Origin of the sequence: Lentilactobacillus hilgardii DSM 20176 = ATCC 8290 (assembly GCF_000159315.1) — a bacterium.
GTDB lineage: Bacteria > Bacillota > Bacilli > Lactobacillales > Lactobacillaceae > Lentilactobacillus > Lentilactobacillus hilgardii.
In genome coordinates this window covers 460,135-477,860 of sequence record NZ_GG669993.1, presented here as the reverse complement: position 1 = coordinate 477,860, position 17,726 = coordinate 460,135, and the positions used below count along the sequence as shown (strand labels likewise).

Annotated in this window: 23 protein-coding genes, 1 tRNA gene and 1 other annotated feature; of the genes, 22 read left to right on the top strand and 2 right to left on the bottom strand. The window is 37.6% G+C overall.

What is annotated here, in order from left to right:
- The first annotated feature begins 28 nt into the window (after positions 1 to 28).
- Positions 29 to 448, top strand: coding sequence for a rhodanese-like domain-containing protein (locus HMPREF0519_RS06370; protein WP_003560697.1), 420 nt, complete (start codon positions 29 to 31; stop codon positions 446 to 448).
- 94 nt (positions 449 to 542) lie between these two features.
- On the opposite strand, the gene HMPREF0519_RS13320 is transcribed toward HMPREF0519_RS06370, so the two are convergent.
- Entirely contained in the window at positions 543 to 719 is a 177-nt protein-coding gene (locus HMPREF0519_RS13320; protein ID WP_003560695.1) for a DUF3042 family protein, read from the bottom strand.
- 106 nt (positions 720 to 825) lie between these two features.
- Between HMPREF0519_RS13320 and HMPREF0519_RS06360 the strand changes: the two genes are divergently transcribed.
- The 8 genes from HMPREF0519_RS06360 (at position 826) to HMPREF0519_RS06325 (ending at position 7,565) form a co-directional block, all read left to right on the top strand.
- Positions 826 to 1,572 carry a glycerophosphodiester phosphodiesterase family protein gene (locus HMPREF0519_RS06360; RefSeq protein WP_004561604.1) on the top strand — a complete coding sequence of 249 codons (747 nt, stop codon included), beginning with the start codon at positions 826 to 828 and terminating at the stop codon, positions 1,570 to 1,572.
- Positions 1,569 to 2,492: a tRNA (adenosine(37)-N6)-dimethylallyltransferase MiaA gene (gene miaA / locus HMPREF0519_RS06355; protein ID WP_004561602.1), complete on the top strand. Its 924-nt coding sequence runs from the start codon at positions 1,569 to 1,571 to the stop codon at positions 2,490 to 2,492. Before HMPREF0519_RS06360 ends, miaA begins: the two co-directional genes overlap by 4 nt.
- 86 nt (positions 2,493 to 2,578) lie before the next feature.
- Positions 2,579 to 2,980, top strand: a complete 402-nt coding sequence (locus HMPREF0519_RS06350; protein WP_003554282.1) for a MerR family transcriptional regulator — start codon at positions 2,579 to 2,581, stop codon at positions 2,978 to 2,980.
- Between the two features lie 14 nt (positions 2,981 to 2,994).
- Positions 2,995 to 4,338, top strand: a complete 1,344-nt coding sequence (gene glnA, locus HMPREF0519_RS06345) for a type I glutamate--ammonia ligase (protein WP_003560688.1) — start codon at positions 2,995 to 2,997, stop codon at positions 4,336 to 4,338.
- Between the two features lie 187 nt (positions 4,339 to 4,525).
- Complete coding sequence (locus HMPREF0519_RS06340; RefSeq protein WP_004561599.1) at positions 4,526 to 5,407, top strand: hypothetical protein; 882 nt, start codon at positions 4,526 to 4,528, stop codon at positions 5,405 to 5,407.
- A complete protein-coding gene (locus HMPREF0519_RS06335) occupies positions 5,397 to 6,335 on the top strand; it encodes a hypothetical protein (RefSeq protein ID WP_003560684.1) in 939 nt (312 codons plus the stop codon). Before HMPREF0519_RS06340 ends, HMPREF0519_RS06335 begins: the two co-directional genes overlap by 11 nt.
- 150 nt (positions 6,336 to 6,485) lie before the next feature.
- Positions 6,486 to 7,025 (top strand): dUTPase, encoded by a 540-nt coding sequence (locus HMPREF0519_RS06330; protein WP_003560682.1) that lies wholly within the window; start codon positions 6,486 to 6,488, stop codon positions 7,023 to 7,025.
- Between the two features lie 282 nt (positions 7,026 to 7,307).
- Positions 7,308 to 7,565 (top strand): hypothetical protein, encoded by a 258-nt coding sequence (locus HMPREF0519_RS06325; protein ID WP_040472732.1) that lies wholly within the window; start codon positions 7,308 to 7,310, stop codon positions 7,563 to 7,565.
- A 273-nt stretch (positions 7,566 to 7,838) separates the two neighbouring features.
- Here HMPREF0519_RS06325 and HMPREF0519_RS06320 read toward each other — a convergent pair.
- Positions 7,839 to 7,912: transfer RNA gene (locus tag HMPREF0519_RS06320), tRNA-Arg, on the bottom strand.
- 443 nt (positions 7,913 to 8,355) lie between these two features.
- Positions 8,356 to 8,432, top strand: a sequence feature (ribosomal protein L21 leader region).
- 17 nt (positions 8,433 to 8,449) lie between these two features.
- On the opposite strand from HMPREF0519_RS06320, the gene rplU reads away from it, so the two are divergent.
- The 13 genes from rplU (at position 8,450) to recN (ending at position 17,618) form a co-directional block, all read left to right on the top strand.
- Complete coding sequence (gene rplU / locus HMPREF0519_RS06315; protein ID WP_003554270.1) at positions 8,450 to 8,758, top strand: 50S ribosomal protein L21; 309 nt, start codon at positions 8,450 to 8,452, stop codon at positions 8,756 to 8,758.
- 26 nt (positions 8,759 to 8,784) lie between these two features.
- Positions 8,785 to 9,120 carry a ribosomal-processing cysteine protease Prp gene (locus HMPREF0519_RS06310; protein ID WP_003554268.1) on the top strand — a complete coding sequence of 112 codons (336 nt, stop codon included), beginning with the start codon at positions 8,785 to 8,787 and terminating at the stop codon, positions 9,118 to 9,120.
- 22 nt (positions 9,121 to 9,142) lie between these two features.
- The gene (gene rpmA / locus HMPREF0519_RS06305) at positions 9,143 to 9,436 is read left to right on the top strand and encodes a 50S ribosomal protein L27 (protein WP_003554266.1); all 294 of its coding nucleotides are present in this window, start codon (positions 9,143 to 9,145) and stop codon (positions 9,434 to 9,436) included.
- Between the two features lie 231 nt (positions 9,437 to 9,667).
- Entirely contained in the window at positions 9,668 to 10,228 is a 561-nt protein-coding gene (gene efp, locus HMPREF0519_RS06300; RefSeq protein ID WP_003560673.1) for an elongation factor P, read from the top strand.
- A 30-nt stretch (positions 10,229 to 10,258) separates the two neighbouring features.
- Positions 10,259 to 10,693: an Asp23/Gls24 family envelope stress response protein gene (locus HMPREF0519_RS06295; RefSeq protein ID WP_003560671.1), complete on the top strand. Its 435-nt coding sequence runs from the start codon at positions 10,259 to 10,261 to the stop codon at positions 10,691 to 10,693.
- A complete protein-coding gene (gene nusB, locus HMPREF0519_RS06290) occupies positions 10,693 to 11,106 on the top strand; it encodes a transcription antitermination factor NusB (protein ID WP_003554260.1) in 414 nt (137 codons plus the stop codon). The genes HMPREF0519_RS06295 and nusB overlap by 1 nt, the downstream gene beginning before the upstream one ends.
- A gap of 127 nt (positions 11,107 to 11,233) precedes the next feature.
- Positions 11,234 to 12,100 carry a bifunctional methylenetetrahydrofolate dehydrogenase/methenyltetrahydrofolate cyclohydrolase gene (locus HMPREF0519_RS06285; RefSeq protein ID WP_004561597.1) on the top strand — a complete coding sequence of 289 codons (867 nt, stop codon included), beginning with the start codon at positions 11,234 to 11,236 and terminating at the stop codon, positions 12,098 to 12,100.
- Positions 12,090 to 13,448 (top strand): exodeoxyribonuclease VII large subunit, encoded by a 1,359-nt coding sequence (gene xseA / locus HMPREF0519_RS06280; protein WP_004561596.1) that lies wholly within the window; start codon positions 12,090 to 12,092, stop codon positions 13,446 to 13,448. The genes HMPREF0519_RS06285 and xseA overlap by 11 nt, the downstream gene beginning before the upstream one ends.
- Positions 13,438 to 13,704 (top strand): exodeoxyribonuclease VII small subunit, encoded by a 267-nt coding sequence (locus HMPREF0519_RS06275; protein ID WP_225428937.1) that lies wholly within the window; start codon positions 13,438 to 13,440, stop codon positions 13,702 to 13,704. The genes xseA and HMPREF0519_RS06275 overlap by 11 nt, the downstream gene beginning before the upstream one ends.
- Entirely contained in the window at positions 13,676 to 14,599 is a 924-nt protein-coding gene (locus tag HMPREF0519_RS06270) for a polyprenyl synthetase family protein (RefSeq protein ID WP_003560663.1), read from the top strand. The genes HMPREF0519_RS06275 and HMPREF0519_RS06270 overlap by 29 nt, the downstream gene beginning before the upstream one ends.
- Entirely contained in the window at positions 14,580 to 15,395 is an 816-nt protein-coding gene (locus HMPREF0519_RS06265) for a TlyA family RNA methyltransferase (protein WP_040472731.1), read from the top strand. The genes HMPREF0519_RS06270 and HMPREF0519_RS06265 overlap by 20 nt, the downstream gene beginning before the upstream one ends.
- A gap of 32 nt (positions 15,396 to 15,427) precedes the next feature.
- On the top strand, positions 15,428 to 15,883 hold the full coding sequence (locus HMPREF0519_RS06260) for an arginine repressor (RefSeq protein ID WP_003554247.1): 456 nt from the start codon (positions 15,428 to 15,430) through the stop codon (positions 15,881 to 15,883).
- A gap of 40 nt (positions 15,884 to 15,923) precedes the next feature.
- A complete protein-coding gene (gene recN, locus HMPREF0519_RS06255) occupies positions 15,924 to 17,618 on the top strand; it encodes a DNA repair protein RecN (RefSeq protein ID WP_004561594.1) in 1,695 nt (564 codons plus the stop codon).
- The last annotated feature ends 108 nt before the right edge of the window (positions 17,619 to 17,726 follow it).

The window sequence follows — 17,726 nt, the reverse complement described above, 5'->3', positions numbered from 1 at the left end:
GAAATAAAAATAAAAGTTTGAAAGAGAGATGCTGAAATTGATTGTTGGGGCGTTGAATGCAAATGGTTGGATGTCAATTATTTTAATCGTTATTTTGTTGGGGTGGCTTATCTACACACTAGTCCAAAACTATCGTGTGAAGCAAGCAGCCAAGTATCTGACAAATAAGGATTTTCAATTAGGTATGCGTAAGGCACAAGTAGTCGATTTGCGTGAGCCGAAAACCTTTAAGGATGGCCATATTCTTGGTGCACGAAACGTTCCATATTCAACAATGCGGAACTTTTATCAACAACTTCGTCCAGATTTACCGGTTTACCTGTATGATCAAGGTAAAACAGTCAGTAAACGTGCCGCTCTTTTTTTGAGTAAAAAAGGGTATCAGAATATTTTTATTTTAAAAACCGGCTATCAAAACTGGGATGGTAAGGAAAAAAAGAGTCATTAAGATAACGTGAAACTAAAATAAAAGGCCGGACACAAAAGTAAAATTTCTTTTGTTCCGGCTTTTTTACGTTAATGTTATTAAACTGGGTTAATTTTTATCCATGGTGAGCTGCTCGACTTTTGCGCATAGCCCGTTTACGGTTATCTTCAAATTTTTGTTCCTGATCTTCAATAGGATCAACAACAGATTTCTTAAATGTTAGTAATGCGCCTAAGCCAGCGGCGACGGTTCCTAAAACACCAACGATCAAACCATTAGTGAAATGTTTCATTACAATCCCTCCCAAAAATTCTTTTATACTTTCATTATGCGTTATTTACAGAAAGATTTCTAGTTAATTGATTGTTTTAAATATAAATTAAGGAGCTTAATTTGTGATGCAGATTGATACCAAAATAATTGCTCATCGTGGCAGTCGGGGAACCCGCCCCGAAAACACCCTCGTTTCGTTTCAAACTGCAATTAATGAGGGAGCAGAAGGAATTGAAACCGATGTTCATTTTTCCAAGGACAAGCAGTTCATTATTATGCATGACGAAACAGTTGATCGAACGACCAATGGAACGGGTTTGATTATGGATAAAACACTGGGAGAAATTAAAAAATTGGATGCAGGTATTAGATTTAGTGAGGAGTTCAAGGGAACCCAGGTACCAACACTTCAAGAAGTGGTCAACATGTTAATGAAAATAAATTTCACTGGAATTTTTAATTTGGAATTAAAAACCAATAAAATTCATTATCCTGGTTTAGAGCGGGCAGTTTACGAATATTTTGCAGGGTTGCGTTATCCGTTTCAATTAATCTATTCCAGCTTTAATGGCAAGTCACTGGAAATTTTGAATAAGATCGACCCAAAAGCATATGAAGCCAGACTCTTTAAAACGGCAGCCAAGCAGGCAAAAACATTAAAACGCAGTAAAGTGGTTGAAGATTTTCATCCTGACATTAAATGGATTAAACAACATCCTTTCTATGCGCCTGCGCGGCATTTAAGACCATGGGTAGTAAACTCTACCGAAGACATGCAATATTGCTTTGAGCGGAATATGGCGGCCGTTATTACGGATTATCCGGGAAGGGCTGTTCAATTACGCTCAGAAATGCGAGGTGGCTTGATTTGAAAAAGGTTTTGGCAATTGTAGGACCGACAGCAGTTGGTAAAACTGCTATGTCGATAAAGTTAGCGAAAATGTTTCAAGGTGAAGTTATTTCTGGGGATTCTATGCAGGTATACCGAAATCTTAACATTGGCACTGCTAAGATTACTGAGGAAGAAAAGGAAGGGGTCGTCCACCATCTCATTGATGTTAGGGATATTGATCAACGATTTTCAGTTGCAGATTTTGTGAGTGAGGCAACCAAGTTAATTAACGAAATATCCATAGTGGGGAATTTGCCGATTATTGTGGGGGGAACCGGTTTTTATTTGCAGGCATTGCTAGATGGTCTTGATCTTGGTGGGGATCGGTTTGAAAATGACACGCTACGCCAGCAGCTTCTTGATCAGGCTAAGGAACATGGGAACGCGGCTTTGCATGAACAACTTGAGCGTGTGGACCCACAAGCTGCAAAAAAAATTCCGGCAAACAATCTTCGCCGCGTCATTCGGGCTTTAGAAGTGTATATCAAAACCGGCAATCGTTTTTCAGATCAGGAGAATCAACCTAATCAATATGATTCGTTGATTATTGGTTTGACAACTGACAGAAAAAAATTGTACGACAGAATTAACCATCGCGTTGATTTGATGATGACACAAGGATTGCTTAAAGAAGCAGACTATCTCTATAAAAATGGTGGCGACAAGCTTCAAGCTGGAAAGGGAATTGGATACCATGAATTTTATGATTATTTTAAAAGCCAAATCAGTTTAACTGAGGCGGTTGACCTTGTAAAGAAAGATTCCCGTCATTATGCTAAACGTCAGTTGACGTGGTTTCGAAATAAAACAAAGCCAAACTGGTACGATGTTTTAGACTTCCCTGACTATGTCAAACGACTAGAAGTGGACGTTGAAAACTGGCTTGAAAATAGGGATTGAAAAAATGATGTCATAAAACATGACATTTGCTCTTGACTTTGTTTGTGGGAATGGTATTATGATTACAAGAATTTAGGAGGTGAAACATGCGAGAGAAGGAACTACGGCGTTCAATGTCAGTTTTGCCCATCGGAACCGTAATGAAACTTACCGACCTGACTGCGCGGCAAATCCGATATTATGAGCAGCAAGATTTAATTAAACCTGTTCGTAATGAAGGTAACAGGCGGATGTATTCGCTTAATGATGTCGACAGGCTTCTCGAAATCAAAGATTACCTGGATGATGGTCTGAACATTTCTGGGATTAAAGAGGTTTATAAGAAGCAAGAACAACTCGAAGATGAACGGAAAAAGAATTTACAAAAGGGTCTCACTGATAGTGATGTCAGGAAAATTCTGCAAGATGAATTTATGAATATCGGTGGGCTGAAGCCGCCTTCTTCGACGTTTGACAATCCAAATAATTTCCACAAATTTAATGAGTGATAGGAGCGTTATAAATGGCCACGAGACACAATTATTCAAAAGATGATATTCGCAAGATTGTAAAAGATGAAGATGTTAAGTTTCTTCGTCTGATGTTCACTGATTTATTCGGAACAATTAAGAATGTTGAAGTTCCAATCGGTCAACTGGATAAATTATTGGATAACAAGTTGATGTTTGATGGTTCTTCAATTGAAGGATTTGTTCGGATTGAAGAAAGTGACATGTATTTGCATCCTGATTTGTCAACTTGGATGATCTTCCCATGGAGTACTGATCGCGGTAAAATTGCCCGTGTGATCTGTGAAGTTTATACTCCAGATGGTGAACCGTTCGCAGCTGATCCTCGAAATAACCTGATTCGTGTTCTTGCCGACATGAAGAAGGCAGGCTTTACCTCGTTCAATATTGGACCTGAACCAGAGTTTTTCTTATTCAAAATGAATGAAAATGGTGATCCTACATTACATTTGAATGATAAGGGAAGTTACTTCGACATGGCACCGATGGATCTTGGTGAAAATTGTCGTCGTGAAATTGTACTTACTCTTGAAGAAATGGGCTTTGATGTTGAAGCTGCCCATCATGAAGTTGCACCTGGTCAGCATGAAATTGACTTCAAGTATGCTGATGCATTGACGGCTGCTGATAATATCCAAACTTTTAAACTGGTTGTTAAGACTGTTGCTCGTAAATATGGTTTATACGCAACTTTCATGCCAAAACCATTAAGCGGTATCAATGGTTCTGGTATGCATATCAACATGTCACTCTTTAATGATTCTGGAAACACCTTCTTTGATAAGGATGGTGAATTGGAATTATCACAGGAAGCCTATTATTTTCTTGGCGGTCTCTTAAAGCACGCTCGTTCCTTTACTGCTGTATGTAACCCAATCGTTAACTCATACAAACGATTAGTACCAGGATTTGAAGCACCTGTTTATGTTGCTTGGTCCGGTTCAAACCGCTCACCTCTTATTCGAATTCCAAGCGCCCGTGGCAATTCAACTCGTCTTGAATTGCGAAGTGTTGATCCGGCTGCTAACCCATATTTGGCAATTGCAACTGTTTTGGAAGCTGGCCTTGATGGTTTAAGAAATCAAATTGAACCTGAACACAGTGTTGACCGAAATATTTACCGAATGAATGCTGATGAATTACAAAAGAGTCATATTAAAAACTTGCCAGACACTTTGCATAACGCATTGAAAGATCTTTCTGCCGATGAAGTGATGAAAGGTGCACTTGGAGAACGTCTCTATAACAGTTTCATTGAAGCTAAGAATCTTGAATACGATTCATATAGAACTCAAGTTTCAGAGTGGGAACGCGATCAATATCTTGAAAAGTATTAGTTAATGAATGATATTGTCGAAAATTAACCTGTTAATTTAGTCTCAGAAGTATGCTGAATGCATATTTCTGGGATTTTTTATCTCAAAATTATAAATTATTACGAAATAATTACGTTTGGTCTTTATTTATCTACATTTTTCAGATAACATTGATTATATAAATAACGGGGAAAAACGAGGCTATATTATGGAAAGACAAATGGAAACGGATCAATTCAGTCAAAATGATACGATACTCTCCTCTGCATTGAATGAGAAGATGCAGTATCTAAACGATTTAAATGATTCTGTTAAAAATGGTGATGATTTACAAATTTACCAATTAATGGATCCAAACCGCTATGCAAATGAATTGGCGACAGAAGAGACTGAGAAATCTCAAACGGACCATTTTGGCCTAGCATCAGATTTAACTGCTCAGTTGAGTCATCATTTGAGTAATAAGCTGATTGATTATTTGGGGGCTACATATCCATTCTTTTATTATCATGAGTATGAATTAGGTAAATTTCACATTTATTTTGGGAATTGGTGGGATCATCGTATGTTTGGTGAACTTGATCCAATTAATGTTCGTTTTAATTTCGACGACAATGCATATCAAATGTTATCAAAATCATTTCAACTTGAAGCTGAGAACCGTCGCGTGAATGACGATACAATGCAAAAATTGGGTGATGAGAATGAAAGAATTACTAAATTAATAAGCGAACAAGATCAACGTGATAAACGTAAGGAAGAGATTCGGGAACAGTTAAAAGAGAACCAAGAAAAATCACCGATGCCTTGGGAAGCAGGAAAAGTAAAAGAGGAACGACAACGTTTAAATGATGAAATGTTAAAACTAACTCAAATTGATGAGGAAGCAACAGGCGGTCGTTCAACAATCAAAGAAAACGAAAACAAAATTTTAGCATTATCGAAGGAAGAGACTATTTTGTCTTTGGAAAAGCAAAATATTAGAGCAACCTTTGGAAGCTTCGATGCCTTCATTGAAAATAATAATAATCTTTACACAAAATACCTCCAAAGTCTTTCTAAGGAATCGCAGGTGAGTGATGGTGAGTAATGAAACAGAAGAAAAAGCAATTACCACAAACGAGTTACTGGCAAACTATAGTGATTCCGTACAAAACGGGTTGGATAATGGCTCTAAATACTTACAAGCTTTTCATACGCTGAGTGAAACCACTGACGGTCAGAGTTTATTATCGGCGGCCGTTTCGCTAACGAATTTTAAGTTGAATTCAGATTTTGTAACCTTTCCACATCAGTTTTCTGATGAGGATGTGCAGCTTATTTTCTTTGAGCGGCTGCTTTCATTATCTGGAATTGAAAATAATTTTCGGATTAGTAATCCACAAAGAGTTCAAAAACTTCTATGTAAATTCGATTCATTGGGTGATCAAACATTTACATTTACAAAATCAACTAAGAATTCGGATGGCTTCTTTTTCGGACCAACTTTGAATAATCGTCCACTTTTTTATTTAAATTTAAAAAATAAAGAATTAATGTTTCATGGTGCTTCTTTAATTGAGTATTTTGTTGTTGACTTGGAAGGACTCGAAATTGATGCCATTAAAAATGCACTGGAATTACTAACAAAGGCTGCGGCTATTCTTAAAGAAAATTTTGGTTTTAAGATTGACTTTAATGTTTTGGACGGTGTTAATGGTGAATTCTATCAGTTTGCTGCCGGTGCATTGTCTGAGGATGTCATGGATGAGCTTTTTGTTAAATCAGCAGAGAATCATTTTGTGTTAATGGCTGAAGATAATGGTGGTGCTTCATTAACTTTGGGAAATGGTACTAAGATGACTGTGTATGATGCAAATCAAAATGGTAATCGACCAAAATGGGGTGCGACTATTCGTGATGACCAACAAAATGAAAATTGGTTATATTTATTGTTAGACTATCCATTTATCAAAAAATGGTATTTAAATAACCAAAAACAACTCGAAATTTTATCTAATCAATTTATTTTTGGGTAGATTATTTAAAAAATCAAGTGTGTTCTTGGGCGAATGAAAAGTTGTAAAATTCATTTAAACTCAATAATTCAAATGTGATCAATTCTGATTTGCATTTTGATTATTTATTTAAAAGCGACATGATTTATTAAGAATACAAGAGGTGTCAATATGGATCTGCAGGCATTAGTTTCTTCATCAGTTTATTTAAATCGTCAAATTGAACAAAAAAAACAGATTTTCTGGTCTAACGAAGCCCGGTTAAAAAATGCCTTTGTTTCATTAGATGTTGAATTGGCAGAAATGGCTAATACATCGGAATGGTTTAAAGTTTGGAAAACGCATCGTGGAAAGAGTGATGCGGGCAAGACGCCTCGGGAAACGCTTCTTTATGAATATGTAGATGCACTGGATTTCTTTCTTCTTATTTCGAATCTTAAAAACTGGAATCACTTTGTTCTTAAGTCGCAGGATGATTTTGAGAAGATCAAGCATTTAAAAAAAGAAGATAACCTTGATAAACAGTATCTTGCAATGAAGCGCATGTTGTTTGATGCTTATTTTAATCACAGTGGAGACAGTTTCAATCATTCTTGGCGACTTTTTCTAAAATTTGGTTTAGTTGATTTTGGTTATACTGAACAAGAGATTCAAGATACTTTTAATGATAAAAATAAGATTAATTTAAAACGACAGGATAATAATTATTAAAAAATGTAATTGACTTTTCAAGTTAATTTGTATTTTATGGAGTTTACTATTTTCTATTGAAGAAGTGATTATTAGCAAGCAGCTAGATTTTGATATCAATGGCCATTCAGGCGAGAGTCATTTTTTATTGGGAAAGTTAAATGGACACTGTGAGTGTTAGTGATATAAGGACAGGTAAGATAATTTAAACTAACTTAAACTGATTTTAAGGTCCGTTTAACCTATTTTTGGCATACTGTGATCGTACTAATAAATTTAAACAAGTTTAGGAAGGAATTCCAAATGAAAAAATTATTAGATGACACAAAATTGATTAAAAATGTTGTGGCGGCTCAGTTAACAAAAGTTTTCTTCCCATACATTATTGTAAAAACTGAAAATCAGAAGTATTGGAAACTCAATTTATCAAAGAAGGAGAGCCAAGACCCACTATTCTGGGAATCGATGGAAAAAATATTACAGGAAAAGATTTGGATTCCGGTTGGTCGGAAATATCATCAGATGCTAGATAATGGTTGGGAACTTAGTTCTAAGTCATAAGATTAAAAGGTCTGCTTCATATTAGCTTGAAGCAGATTTTTTTGCATATTTATTTCTTTGGCATATAGAGACCTATCACTCTTCCTTAAAATAATAAGGAACTATCAATATGCTGGCAGGCACTCATTTATTTGGCGATACTATATTGCAAATGATTTTGAAGAGCCAAAATGAGATGGTTTTATAGTGTAAAAAAGCTTCTCAAATCGAAGATTACCAACGACTTGAGAAGCTTTCATCTTAACCGACTACATTGGTTAAGACCTGTATTACTGTCGCAAGAGAGATTCGAACTCTCGACCTACGGTTTAGAAGACCGTTGCTCTATCCAGCTGAGCTATTGCGACAAATCAACAATAACCATTATAGGAAATATGATGGAACTAGTCAATGCGAAATTGGTTTAATTTGTTACTTCCGGAATTAATTACGTTTTTCTTAAGAAAGTTTATTTTTCATTAAATGAAAATGTCTCTCATGCAAAACATTTGAAAAGTTTGCGCTTCAGCTGGATAATTATACTAAGCAGTATTGATATTGCTTATATATTAGGAGGTGGAAGTTGTGGGATTCGTTCTTTTTATTTTTTTAATTTTCGCAATTTGTGGACTTATTCAGTATTTTATCGGTTCTCCAACATCCATGAAGGGGAATGCAAAGCATTTGGCTCAGCGCAAATAGCCATAATTAAAGCAACCGCGGTGTCGGTTGTTTTTTATTATTCTATCTAACAATTAATTTGACGAACGTACCTCATTTATGTATACTTAGAACGTTGTAATTGTGGCTTCCACAGCTACAACCGCTCGGTTCAAGCTATAAGCCCCCTTTATGGGGCGCTTCGTTTCGGCGAGTCTAAGCAAAACTATAAGGAGGTGCACAATATGTACGCAGTTATTACTACAGGCGGTAAGCAATACAAGGTTTCAGAAGGTGACGCTATTTACGTTGAAAAGTTAGACGCAAATGAAGGCGATAAGGTTACTTTTGACCAAGTTGTTATGGTCGGCGGTGATTCAGTTAAATTTGGTACGCCAACAGTTGATGGCGCATCAGTAACTGGCACTGTTGAAAAACAAGGTCGTCAAAAGAAGATTATTATCTTCCGTTACAAACCAAAGAAGGGCTCACGTTCTAAAAAGGGCCATCGTCAACCATATACTAAGGTTGTTATCGATTCTATCAAGGCTTAATTTACGAATGACGAGGTACTGATAAGATGATTAAGGCTACTATCCACCATTATAAAGGGCATGTGTCAGGGATCACGATCACTGGGCATGCAGATGCTGGTGAATATGGACAAGATATCGTTTGCTCAGCAGTTTCGGTTCTTAGCATCACCACAGTTAATGGCTTACAAGAAGTTGTGGGCTTGGATGTTAATGTCGATAGTGATGAGAAAAACGGTGGTTACTTATCGGTTGAAATACCAGTTATTGCTAATTCAACCAAACAAATTCAATCTGATGCCATTTTGAAGACGTTTGAGAATGGGATGGCTGACATCGCAACGAGCTACAGTAAATATATTAAGTTGAACGTAGAAAACTAAACTTTAATCTGGAGGTGTAGATATGCTTGCAATGAACTTACAATTCTTCTCTCACCATAAAGGTGGTGGATCAACTGCCAACGGTCGTAACTCAGCTGGTCGTCGTTTAGGCGCTAAGGCTGCTGATGGTTCTTCAGTTCACAGTGGTTCAATCCTTTATCGTCAACGCGGAACCCACATTTACCCAGGCGCTAATGTTAGTCGTGGTAACGATGATACATTATTTGCATTGGTAGACGGTGTTGTTCGCTTTGAACGTAAAGGTCGCGACAAGCGTCAAGTTTCAGTTTACCCAGTTACTGAAGCTGCTAAGTAATTTTATTAACAACTAACTTTGATGAAGAGGGCCTAGTGGTCCTTTTTTTATGCTTTTTGATTGTTATAATTTTTAAGACCCTTACTTGTTTCACGAAAAATTGGCTATTTAGGATCAAAATATTATATAATCAAGTTATGCTACTTTACAATAAGGCTGTTTGAAGTTTTAAAAATCAATAATTTATTGATTTCAAGCTGACAAACATGTACTTTTAGGAGGAACTATTTAATGGCAATTTCTACTGCTGATTTTAAAAATGGATTAACCATCGAAGTTGATGGCGCAATTTGGCGTATTTTGAGTTTTCAACATGTAAAGCCCGGCAAGGGTGGCGCATTTGTTCGTTCTAAATTAAAGAATCTTAGAACTGGTGCTGTTCAGGAAAAGACATTCAGATCTGGGGCCAAAATGGAACAAGCTCAAATTGAACAACGTAAAATGCAATATCTTTACGCTGATGGTGATATGCATGTTTTTATGGACATGGATACTTATGATCAAATTTCTATTCCAGCTTCCCAAATTAAATCTGAATTAAACTATCTTCAAGAAAACATGGAAGTTAATGTCATTCAATATGGCAACGAAACGCTTGGTGTTGACTTGCCCAATACGGTTACTCTTGAGGTTGCCTCAACTGAGCCTGGAATTAAAGGTGACACTGCTTCAGGTGGTTCAAAACCGGCCACAATGACAACAGGTCTGACACTTCAAGTACCATTTTTTGTTAACCAAGGTGATAAATTAGTGATTAACACAACTGATGGTACTTACATTTCACGAGCATAACTTTTTTAGAACAGAAACGGAGGCTTTAGAATGGCTGAAGACACTAACATTATTCTTCGTGCGAATGATTCCGGATTAGGTAAGATTGAACTTGCCACGAATGTTTTGGAAATCATTGCGGGAATTGCTGCCTCACAGGTCGATGGGGTTAATCGAATGAGGGGGTCTTTCTCGTCCAGTGTTAATGAACTATTTTCACGCAAAAAAGAGCATGGAAAAGGTGTTAAACTGACGTATCAAAATGAAGAATTAAGTTTTGACATTTATGTTTATTTAAATTACGGAGTTTCTGTTCCCAAAGTTGCTCTTGAAATTCAAGAACAAGTTGAACAACAGGCCTTTTTTATGACTGGATTACAGGTTCATGAAGTTAACGTTCATGTGCAAGGCGTTATTCCGGAAAAAACAACTAGTTCTGTTGATCCAAATAACCCCTTTGCGGACGAAGAGAATGGTGAGGCATAGTGGAATTAACACGACACCAAATTCGCGAAATCGCGTTTCAAACTTTATTTGCGCTAAATGCGAATAAACAAACAAACAAGGAAAATTTCTTTGAAGTTCTAACTGATGGCAAGTATGGTGATGAGTATCCGAAATATCTGGATGAATTGACTACTGGCGTAGTGGATCACAAAGAAGAACTTGACAACTTAATTGAGAAGTATTTAAAAAGTGGTTGGTCAATTAATCGGATCGCTAAAACTGATCTGATTATTTTGGAGATTGCCCTTTATGAAATGCTGCATGTTGATGATCTCCCTGCAAAAGTTTCTATAAACGAAGCGATTGAACTGGCTAAAAAGTATAGCGATGATCGTTCAAGAAAATTTGTTAATGGGATTTTGTCACATGCTCTCGAAGAACTGGTAAAATAGATTTACATGAATGTAAATCTATTTTTTTCTTTACATTCATGATTACAAAAAGGACTTTTGACATAATCTATCCGCAACATAGCGGCCTTAAGCATTGTCATAAAACACAAGGGAGAGAGTTGTAAAGATGGCTACAGTGATTGATGGAAGAGCATTAGCAAAGAAGCTTAATCAGCAAACCAGTGAACGGGTTCAAAAAATGCAGGAAAATGATGGCATCACACCAGGACTGGTTGTGATCATTGTTGGAGATGATCCGGCAAGTCAGCGATACGTTCGTAACAAGCATCGGACTGCACAACGTTTAGGCATTAATTCAATTGTGAAGCAGCTGCCTGAGAGTGTTTCTGAAAAAGAGCTTTTGAAGTGGGTCGATCAGTATAACAATGACCCCACAATTCATGGCATCTTGGTTCAGGATCCCTTACCTGACCAAATCAATGAAAAAGATGTTACCCGTGCAATTTTACCTGAAAAAGATGTTGACGGCTTTCATCCAGTTAATGTGGGTAAATTATTTTTAAATGATTCCACCAAATATCCTGTTTCTTGCACGCCTAAGGGAATTATGACAATGTTTTCCGAATACCATATTGAATTAAAGGGTAAAAATGCGGTTATGCTCGGACGAAGTGCTATTGTAGGAAAGCCGATGGCAGCGCTAATGCTAAACCAAGGTGCAAGTGTGTCGATTCTTCATCGATTAACAAAAGACATTACAGAATATACTAAAGACGCAGATATCATTGTTTCCGCAACTGGGCAGCTACATACGTTGACCAAGAATGACGTAAAGGTAGGGGCAACCGTAATTGATGTTGGTCAAAATCTTAATGAAGAGGGGCATTTGGTTGGCGATGTCGATTACGATGATTTGTTTGACAAAGTTGCTTATATCACACCGGTACCGGGTGGTGTCGGTCCAATGACAATTGCGACTCTAATGCAGCAAAGTGTTGATTTGGCAGAATGGAGCATTCATCGTGACAACTGAGTATCTATCAGTAACTGCGTTAACAAAATATATTAAAAGAAAATTTGATGTTGATCCTTATCTTATGAAAGTTTATTTGACAGGTGAAATTTCCAATTTCAGATTACGACCAAATGCGCATCAATATTTTAGCTTAAAAGATGACCATGCTAAAATTAGTGCGATTATGTTTAAGTCAGCATTTAATCGGATTAAGTTTGTTCCTGAAGAGGGGATGAAAGTTTTGGTAACCGGCCACATTTCGGTATATGAACCGAGTGGCAGCTATCAAATCTATGTTGACAGTATGGAACCGGATGGCGTTGGCCAACTTTATCAGGCCTATGAGCAACTAAAAAAGAGGCTTGATAAAGAAGGCTTATTTAGTCAACCTAAAAGGCAGTTGGTCCAGTTTCCGAAAAGGATTGCTGTGGTGACTTCTCCAAGCGGTGCCGTTGTTCGAGATATTATTACAACAGTTCGACGGCGTTATCCGATTGCTCAAATTGTTCTGTTTCCGGCTTTAGTGCAAGGTGACGAGGCCAGCACCGATATTGTTAGGCAAATTGTAAAGGTGAACCAACTTGGTCATTTTGATACCTTGATTATTGGTCGTGGCGGCGGTTCGATTGAAGATTTATGGCCATTTAATGAAGAAAATGTGGCTCGAGCAATCTCTGCAAGTACAATTCCGGTTATTTCATCTGTTGGTCATGAAACGGATACCACCATTGCAGATCTGGTGGCCGATGTTCGAGCAGCGACCCCAACGGCGGCTGCGGAATTGGCGGTTCCACGTTTAGATCAAGTGTTGGTTGAATTAAAAACAACCCAAAATCGGATTATTAATGCGGAATATCAGTTGATTGAACAGGCTAAATTAAGATTGAAGCGGCTTCAACAATCGACGGTTTTCACTTCACCCCAACGGATTTACGAGACCTTTTCCCAAAAATTAGACCTACTAAGGCAACGTTTGGAAAATCAAGCAGATAAAGTAACTGCATCACGAAAAAATAATTTGTCTCAGTTACATATGAGACTTCGCCTAGTTGCGCCAACTTATATGATTAAAGAGCAAAAACAACGTTTGAATGTGTTGCAGTTGCGTCTTAAGCAGAGTCAATTGCAGAATTTGAATAAAGTCAAACAACAGTATCTGATGTTAGTTGGCTCGCTTGATCACCTAAGTCCTTTGAAAATTTTAGGTAGAGGATATACGTATACAACTGATGAAAATGATCACTTCATTAGCAAAATGGCAGATTTAAAAGCGAAGACGATTAACGTTCACTTCTCTGATGGTGTTATCAATGCATCTATCAATAAAATGACAAAAGGAAAAGAGGATGAAGATGATGGCAGATAGTCAGTCTAACGAAACATTTGAGCAAAAAATGGATAAATTGGAGCAAATTGTAAATCAACTCGAGCAAGGAAACGTTTCGCTTGAAGAATCCATGGATAAATTTAAAACCGGTATTAAACTAAGTGAAGAGCTTCAAGAAACCTTGACAAAAGCCGAGCATACAATGGCCAAAATGATGGATAAAGATGGCAACGAAGTTCAATTTGAAAGTCCAGATAATACAAAGGATGATAATAATGGGAACCAAGCTCAATGAGTTCATAAAGGAATGGACGCCCAGGATTAACCAAGTGTTGGAAAGTAAAATCGAGCAGGATACCGATCAGCAAAAATTGTTTGAGTCAATGAGTTATTCGGTTAATGCGGGAGGAAAAAGATTACGACCGCTTTTAACAATAGCAACCTTAATAACTTTCAATCAAGCAATAACTGATTCAATTTTAAAGGCAACTTGTGCATTGGAATTATTGCATTCATATTCGTTAATTCATGATGATCTTCCAGCAATGGATAATGACGGTCTTCGTCGCGGTAAACCTACTAATCATACAATATATGGTGCAGGAATGGCGACATTGGCAGGTGACGGTTTACAGGCACTTGCATTTCAATGGGTTGTTGATAATGATTTGACTGCTGACACTCGTTGTCAGTTGGCCTTAGCTTTGGCAAAAGCAGCGGGTCCACGTGGTATGGCTTCCGGACAAGCCGATGATATAGAATTCGAAGGTACACGTTTAAAGCTGCATGAACTTCAGAAACTTGATCGCAATAAAACCGGAGCGTTAATTTCTTATGCGGTAAATGCCGGTTTAATAATGGCACAAGTACCTAAAGATCAGAAAAAAGATTTGTTGGCGTTTGCGAATAATTTTGGAGCAGCGTTTCAAATCTATGATGATATTCTTGATATTGTTGGTGATGAAAAGGCAATTGGCAAACCGGTTCATCAGGATGCTGATAAAAACACCTATCCTAATCTTATGGGATTGGATGGTGCTTATGAAGCTTTACAGCGGACGGTTGATCAAGCCCGTCACGCTTTAAATACAGCAGGTCATGAGTTGAATATCGATACCTCTTTATTATTAGACTTTTGCAGTTATTTTGTAATTAAGGATGAAAGGCATAATGGAAAAACAACGCGTTGATGTATTACTAGTAACTCAAGGCCTCTTTGACACTCGTGAAAAAGCAAAGAGGGCCGTTATGGCCGGGGAGATACTTGGCGATAACGAAGAACGTTTAGACAAGCCGGGCATGAAGATTTCGGTGGATACCGAGTTGCATTTAAAGGGAAAACCAATGCCATACGTGAGTCGTGGCGGATTGAAACTAGAAAAAGCACTTAAGGTTTTCGGCATTAGTGTTAAAGACTTAACCGTTCTTGATATCGGATCATCAACGGGGGGATTTACGGATGTTATGCTGCAAAATGGTGCCAAACTCAGTTATGCTTTGGATGTTGGCAGTAACCAACTTGTGTGGAAACTGCGGCAAGACCCAAGAGTTGTTGTCATGGAGCACACCAATTTTAGATATAGTAAATTGGCAGATTTTTCTCAGGGACAGCCACAGTTTGCTTCAATTGACGTTTCGTTCATTTCACTTGAATTAATCCTACCGCCATTGAAAGCGATTTTAATTCCCAACGGAGAGGTTGTTGCTTTGATTAAGCCTCAATTTGAAGCAGGAAAGAAAAATGTTGGTAAACATGGTATTGTTCACGATCCGGCCGTTCACAAAATGGTGCTTGAAAAAATATTGAATTTTGCGGTCACATCCGGTTATTCTGTTGAAAACCTTGATTTTTCACCGATTAAGGGTGGGGCCGGCAACATTGAGTTTTTAGTTGAATTAAAGTCAGTTGAGCAACCTCGAATGAATCCAAATGTTTCAATTGAAAAAGTGATTGAAAACGCTTATTCTGAGTTAAAGAAGCAATAAAAGATTTCTCGTTAATTTTTGGAGGTGTTCTCATGCGTAAAAAGGAAAGGCAGCGCTTGATTAAACAACTGCTTGTCAGTAACGATATTCAGCGTCAGGAAGATTTCGTTTCCTTGCTCAGCGAGCAAGGTGTCAAGGTTACCCAAGCAACGGTTTCACGCGATATTAAAGATATGCAATTGGTTAAGGTTCCTTCGATTACTGGGGGCTATCGATATAGTTTACCAACTCAAAAAAATGTTGATACCGAAAAGAAGCTAATCCAAACTATTCGTGATTCTTTTGTATCGGTAGATTCTCAGGATAAATTTGTTTTCATGAAGGTGTTGCCTGGGAGTGGTCCAGTTATTTCAACACTGCTTTATCAAATGAATTATAGTGAAATATTTGCGACCATTGGCGACGACAGCACCGTTTTTATTGTTTGCAAAACAGATGAAGACGCTGCTGATTTTCGTGGGCGGATTAATAGTATGGTAAGCAGCTAGGAAGCTGAGTCAACTTATTATCATTTGAAAGGGTTTAAAAATGTTACTTGAATTATCTATTACCGACTTTGCCATAATTGAACATTTAGATATTGAATTTCAGTCCGGGATGACTGTCTTGACCGGAGAAACAGGTGCTGGGAAGTCTATCATCATTGACGCGGTTGGTTTACTGGTTGGTGGAAGAGGATCCCACGATTTAATACGAACTGGTGCTAAAAAATCAGTAATTCAAGGCAACTTTATTTTAAGTGATGATAATCCTACATATGAAGTTTTAGATGAACTTGGGATTGACCATAGTGATGGGAATGTCATCATTGAAAGAGAGATATTTGCCAGTGGTCGCAATAGCTGTCGTGTTAACGGCATGATGATTAATATTGCAACGCTTCGTCGAATTGGTGAAACAATGGTTGATATTCAAGGTCAAAATGAACATCAAGAATTAATGAAGCCCGAACGCCATATTGAATTGTTGGATGACTTTGCCGAGGACACCATTCAACCGGTTTTGGTAAAGTATCAAAAAGATTATGATCAATTTGTAAAATTACGGGCAATTAATGAAAAAAAGCATCAAAATGAGAAGGAATGGGCGCAACGTGTCGATATGTTAAAATTTCAGATAAAAGAAATTGAGGCGGCTGATCTTCATGAACATGAGGATGAAGAATTGACGGCTGAACGTGATCGATTGAATAATTTCCAAAAAATTCATGATGCTCTTCTTAATAGTTACGAAGGCATCAGTGGTGAAGATACCAGTTCTTTGGATTCTGTTGGTTCATCAATGAGTTCAATGCAGGAAATTGAAGAGTTGGACCCGGATTTTAAACAAATCTCCGACGATTTATCTGGAGCATTTTACACGTTGCAGGATGTGGCAAGTCAGATTTCCGATCAGCTAAGTAATTTAGAATTTGATCAAGATCGGTTAGATCAGGTTGAACAGCGACTTAATACAATATATCAGTTAAAGCATAAATATGGTGACTCCGTTACTCAAATTTTAGAATACCTAAAAAAAATAAAGAATGAATTAAGCGACATGTCTGGGGATGCGGATGACGATGATAATTTAGAGCGGCAGCTTGCTGAAATCAAGACTTCCTTAATTAAGAATGCTAAAAGGATCGGTGATATTCGCAGGCGCTTTGCCAAGGAATTAGAGCGGGCAGTTCATCAACAATTGCGTGATCTTTATATGGATAAAGCCGTTTTTGAAGTTCGCTTTAAGGAAAATACAACTTTGAATCGTTTAGGTGCGGATCAAGTTGAATTTTATATTCAAACTAATCCCGGTGAAAAAATGTTGCCATTGGTTAAGTCGGCATCCGGCGGGGAATTATCACGGATTATGTTGGCACTAAAAACGATGTTTGCAAAAGCAGCCGGTGTCACTTCGATCATTTTTGATGAGGTTGATACGGGAGTTTCAGGCCGAGTAGCCCAAGCAATGGGAAATAAAATTTATACAATTTCAACGAAGTCCCAGGTCTTATGTATTACTCACTTACCACAGGTTGCGGCAATGAGTGACCATCACTACTTTATTCAAAAGCAGATACATGACGGTCGAACAACCACTACCATCACGGAACTGAACAAGCAGGATAGCGTTAACGAAATTTCTAGAATGCTTTCAGGAACGACGGTGACCAAATTAACTAAAGAACACGCGAGTGAACTCATATCAATGGCCGATGAAGAGAAAGCCCGAATTCGAACTTGAGTTGAAAATTGGTTATGTAGGTAAAACATGAAACACACTCAAATAAGCCAAATACCTTTTTGGGTGTTTGGCTTATTGAGTTAAATTGAGTTTTTGCTTAAAAATTGA

Bases quoted from the DNA above. Each gene is read 5' to 3' on its own strand.
- HMPREF0519_RS06370 (WP_003560697.1), top strand. From the start codon at position 29: ATGCTGAAATTGATTGTTGGGGCGTTGAATGCAAATGGTTGGATGTCA.
- HMPREF0519_RS13320 (WP_003560695.1), bottom strand. From the start codon at position 719: ATGAAACATTTCACTAATGGTTTGATCGTTGGTGTTTTAGGAACCGTC.
- HMPREF0519_RS06360 (WP_004561604.1), top strand. From the start codon at position 826: ATGCAGATTGATACCAAAATAATTGCTCATCGTGGCAGTCGGGGAACC.
- HMPREF0519_RS06350 (WP_003554282.1), top strand. From the start codon at position 2,579: ATGCGAGAGAAGGAACTACGGCGTTCAATGTCAGTTTTGCCCATCGGA.
- glnA (WP_003560688.1), top strand. From the start codon at position 2,995: ATGGCCACGAGACACAATTATTCAAAAGATGATATTCGCAAGATTGTA.
- HMPREF0519_RS06340 (WP_004561599.1), top strand. From the start codon at position 4,526: ATGGAAAGACAAATGGAAACGGATCAATTCAGTCAAAATGATACGATA.
- HMPREF0519_RS06335 (WP_003560684.1), top strand. From the start codon at position 5,397: ATGGTGAGTAATGAAACAGAAGAAAAAGCAATTACCACAAACGAGTTA.
- HMPREF0519_RS06330 (WP_003560682.1), top strand. From the start codon at position 6,486: ATGGATCTGCAGGCATTAGTTTCTTCATCAGTTTATTTAAATCGTCAA.
- HMPREF0519_RS06325 (WP_040472732.1), top strand. From the start codon at position 7,308: ATGAAAAAATTATTAGATGACACAAAATTGATTAAAAATGTTGTGGCG.
- rplU (WP_003554270.1), top strand. From the start codon at position 8,450: ATGTACGCAGTTATTACTACAGGCGGTAAGCAATACAAGGTTTCAGAA.
- HMPREF0519_RS06310 (WP_003554268.1), top strand. From the start codon at position 8,785: ATGATTAAGGCTACTATCCACCATTATAAAGGGCATGTGTCAGGGATC.
- rpmA (WP_003554266.1), top strand. From the start codon at position 9,143: ATGCTTGCAATGAACTTACAATTCTTCTCTCACCATAAAGGTGGTGGA.
- efp (WP_003560673.1), top strand. From the start codon at position 9,668: ATGGCAATTTCTACTGCTGATTTTAAAAATGGATTAACCATCGAAGTT.
- HMPREF0519_RS06295 (WP_003560671.1), top strand. From the start codon at position 10,259: ATGGCTGAAGACACTAACATTATTCTTCGTGCGAATGATTCCGGATTA.
- HMPREF0519_RS06285 (WP_004561597.1), top strand. From the start codon at position 11,234: ATGGCTACAGTGATTGATGGAAGAGCATTAGCAAAGAAGCTTAATCAG.
- HMPREF0519_RS06275 (WP_225428937.1), top strand. From the start codon at position 13,438: ATGGCAGATAGTCAGTCTAACGAAACATTTGAGCAAAAAATGGATAAA.
- HMPREF0519_RS06270 (WP_003560663.1), top strand. From the start codon at position 13,676: ATGATAATAATGGGAACCAAGCTCAATGAGTTCATAAAGGAATGGACG.
- HMPREF0519_RS06265 (WP_040472731.1), top strand. From the start codon at position 14,580: ATGGAAAAACAACGCGTTGATGTATTACTAGTAACTCAAGGCCTCTTT.
- HMPREF0519_RS06260 (WP_003554247.1), top strand. From the start codon at position 15,428: ATGCGTAAAAAGGAAAGGCAGCGCTTGATTAAACAACTGCTTGTCAGT.
- recN (WP_004561594.1), top strand. From the start codon at position 15,924: ATGTTACTTGAATTATCTATTACCGACTTTGCCATAATTGAACATTTA.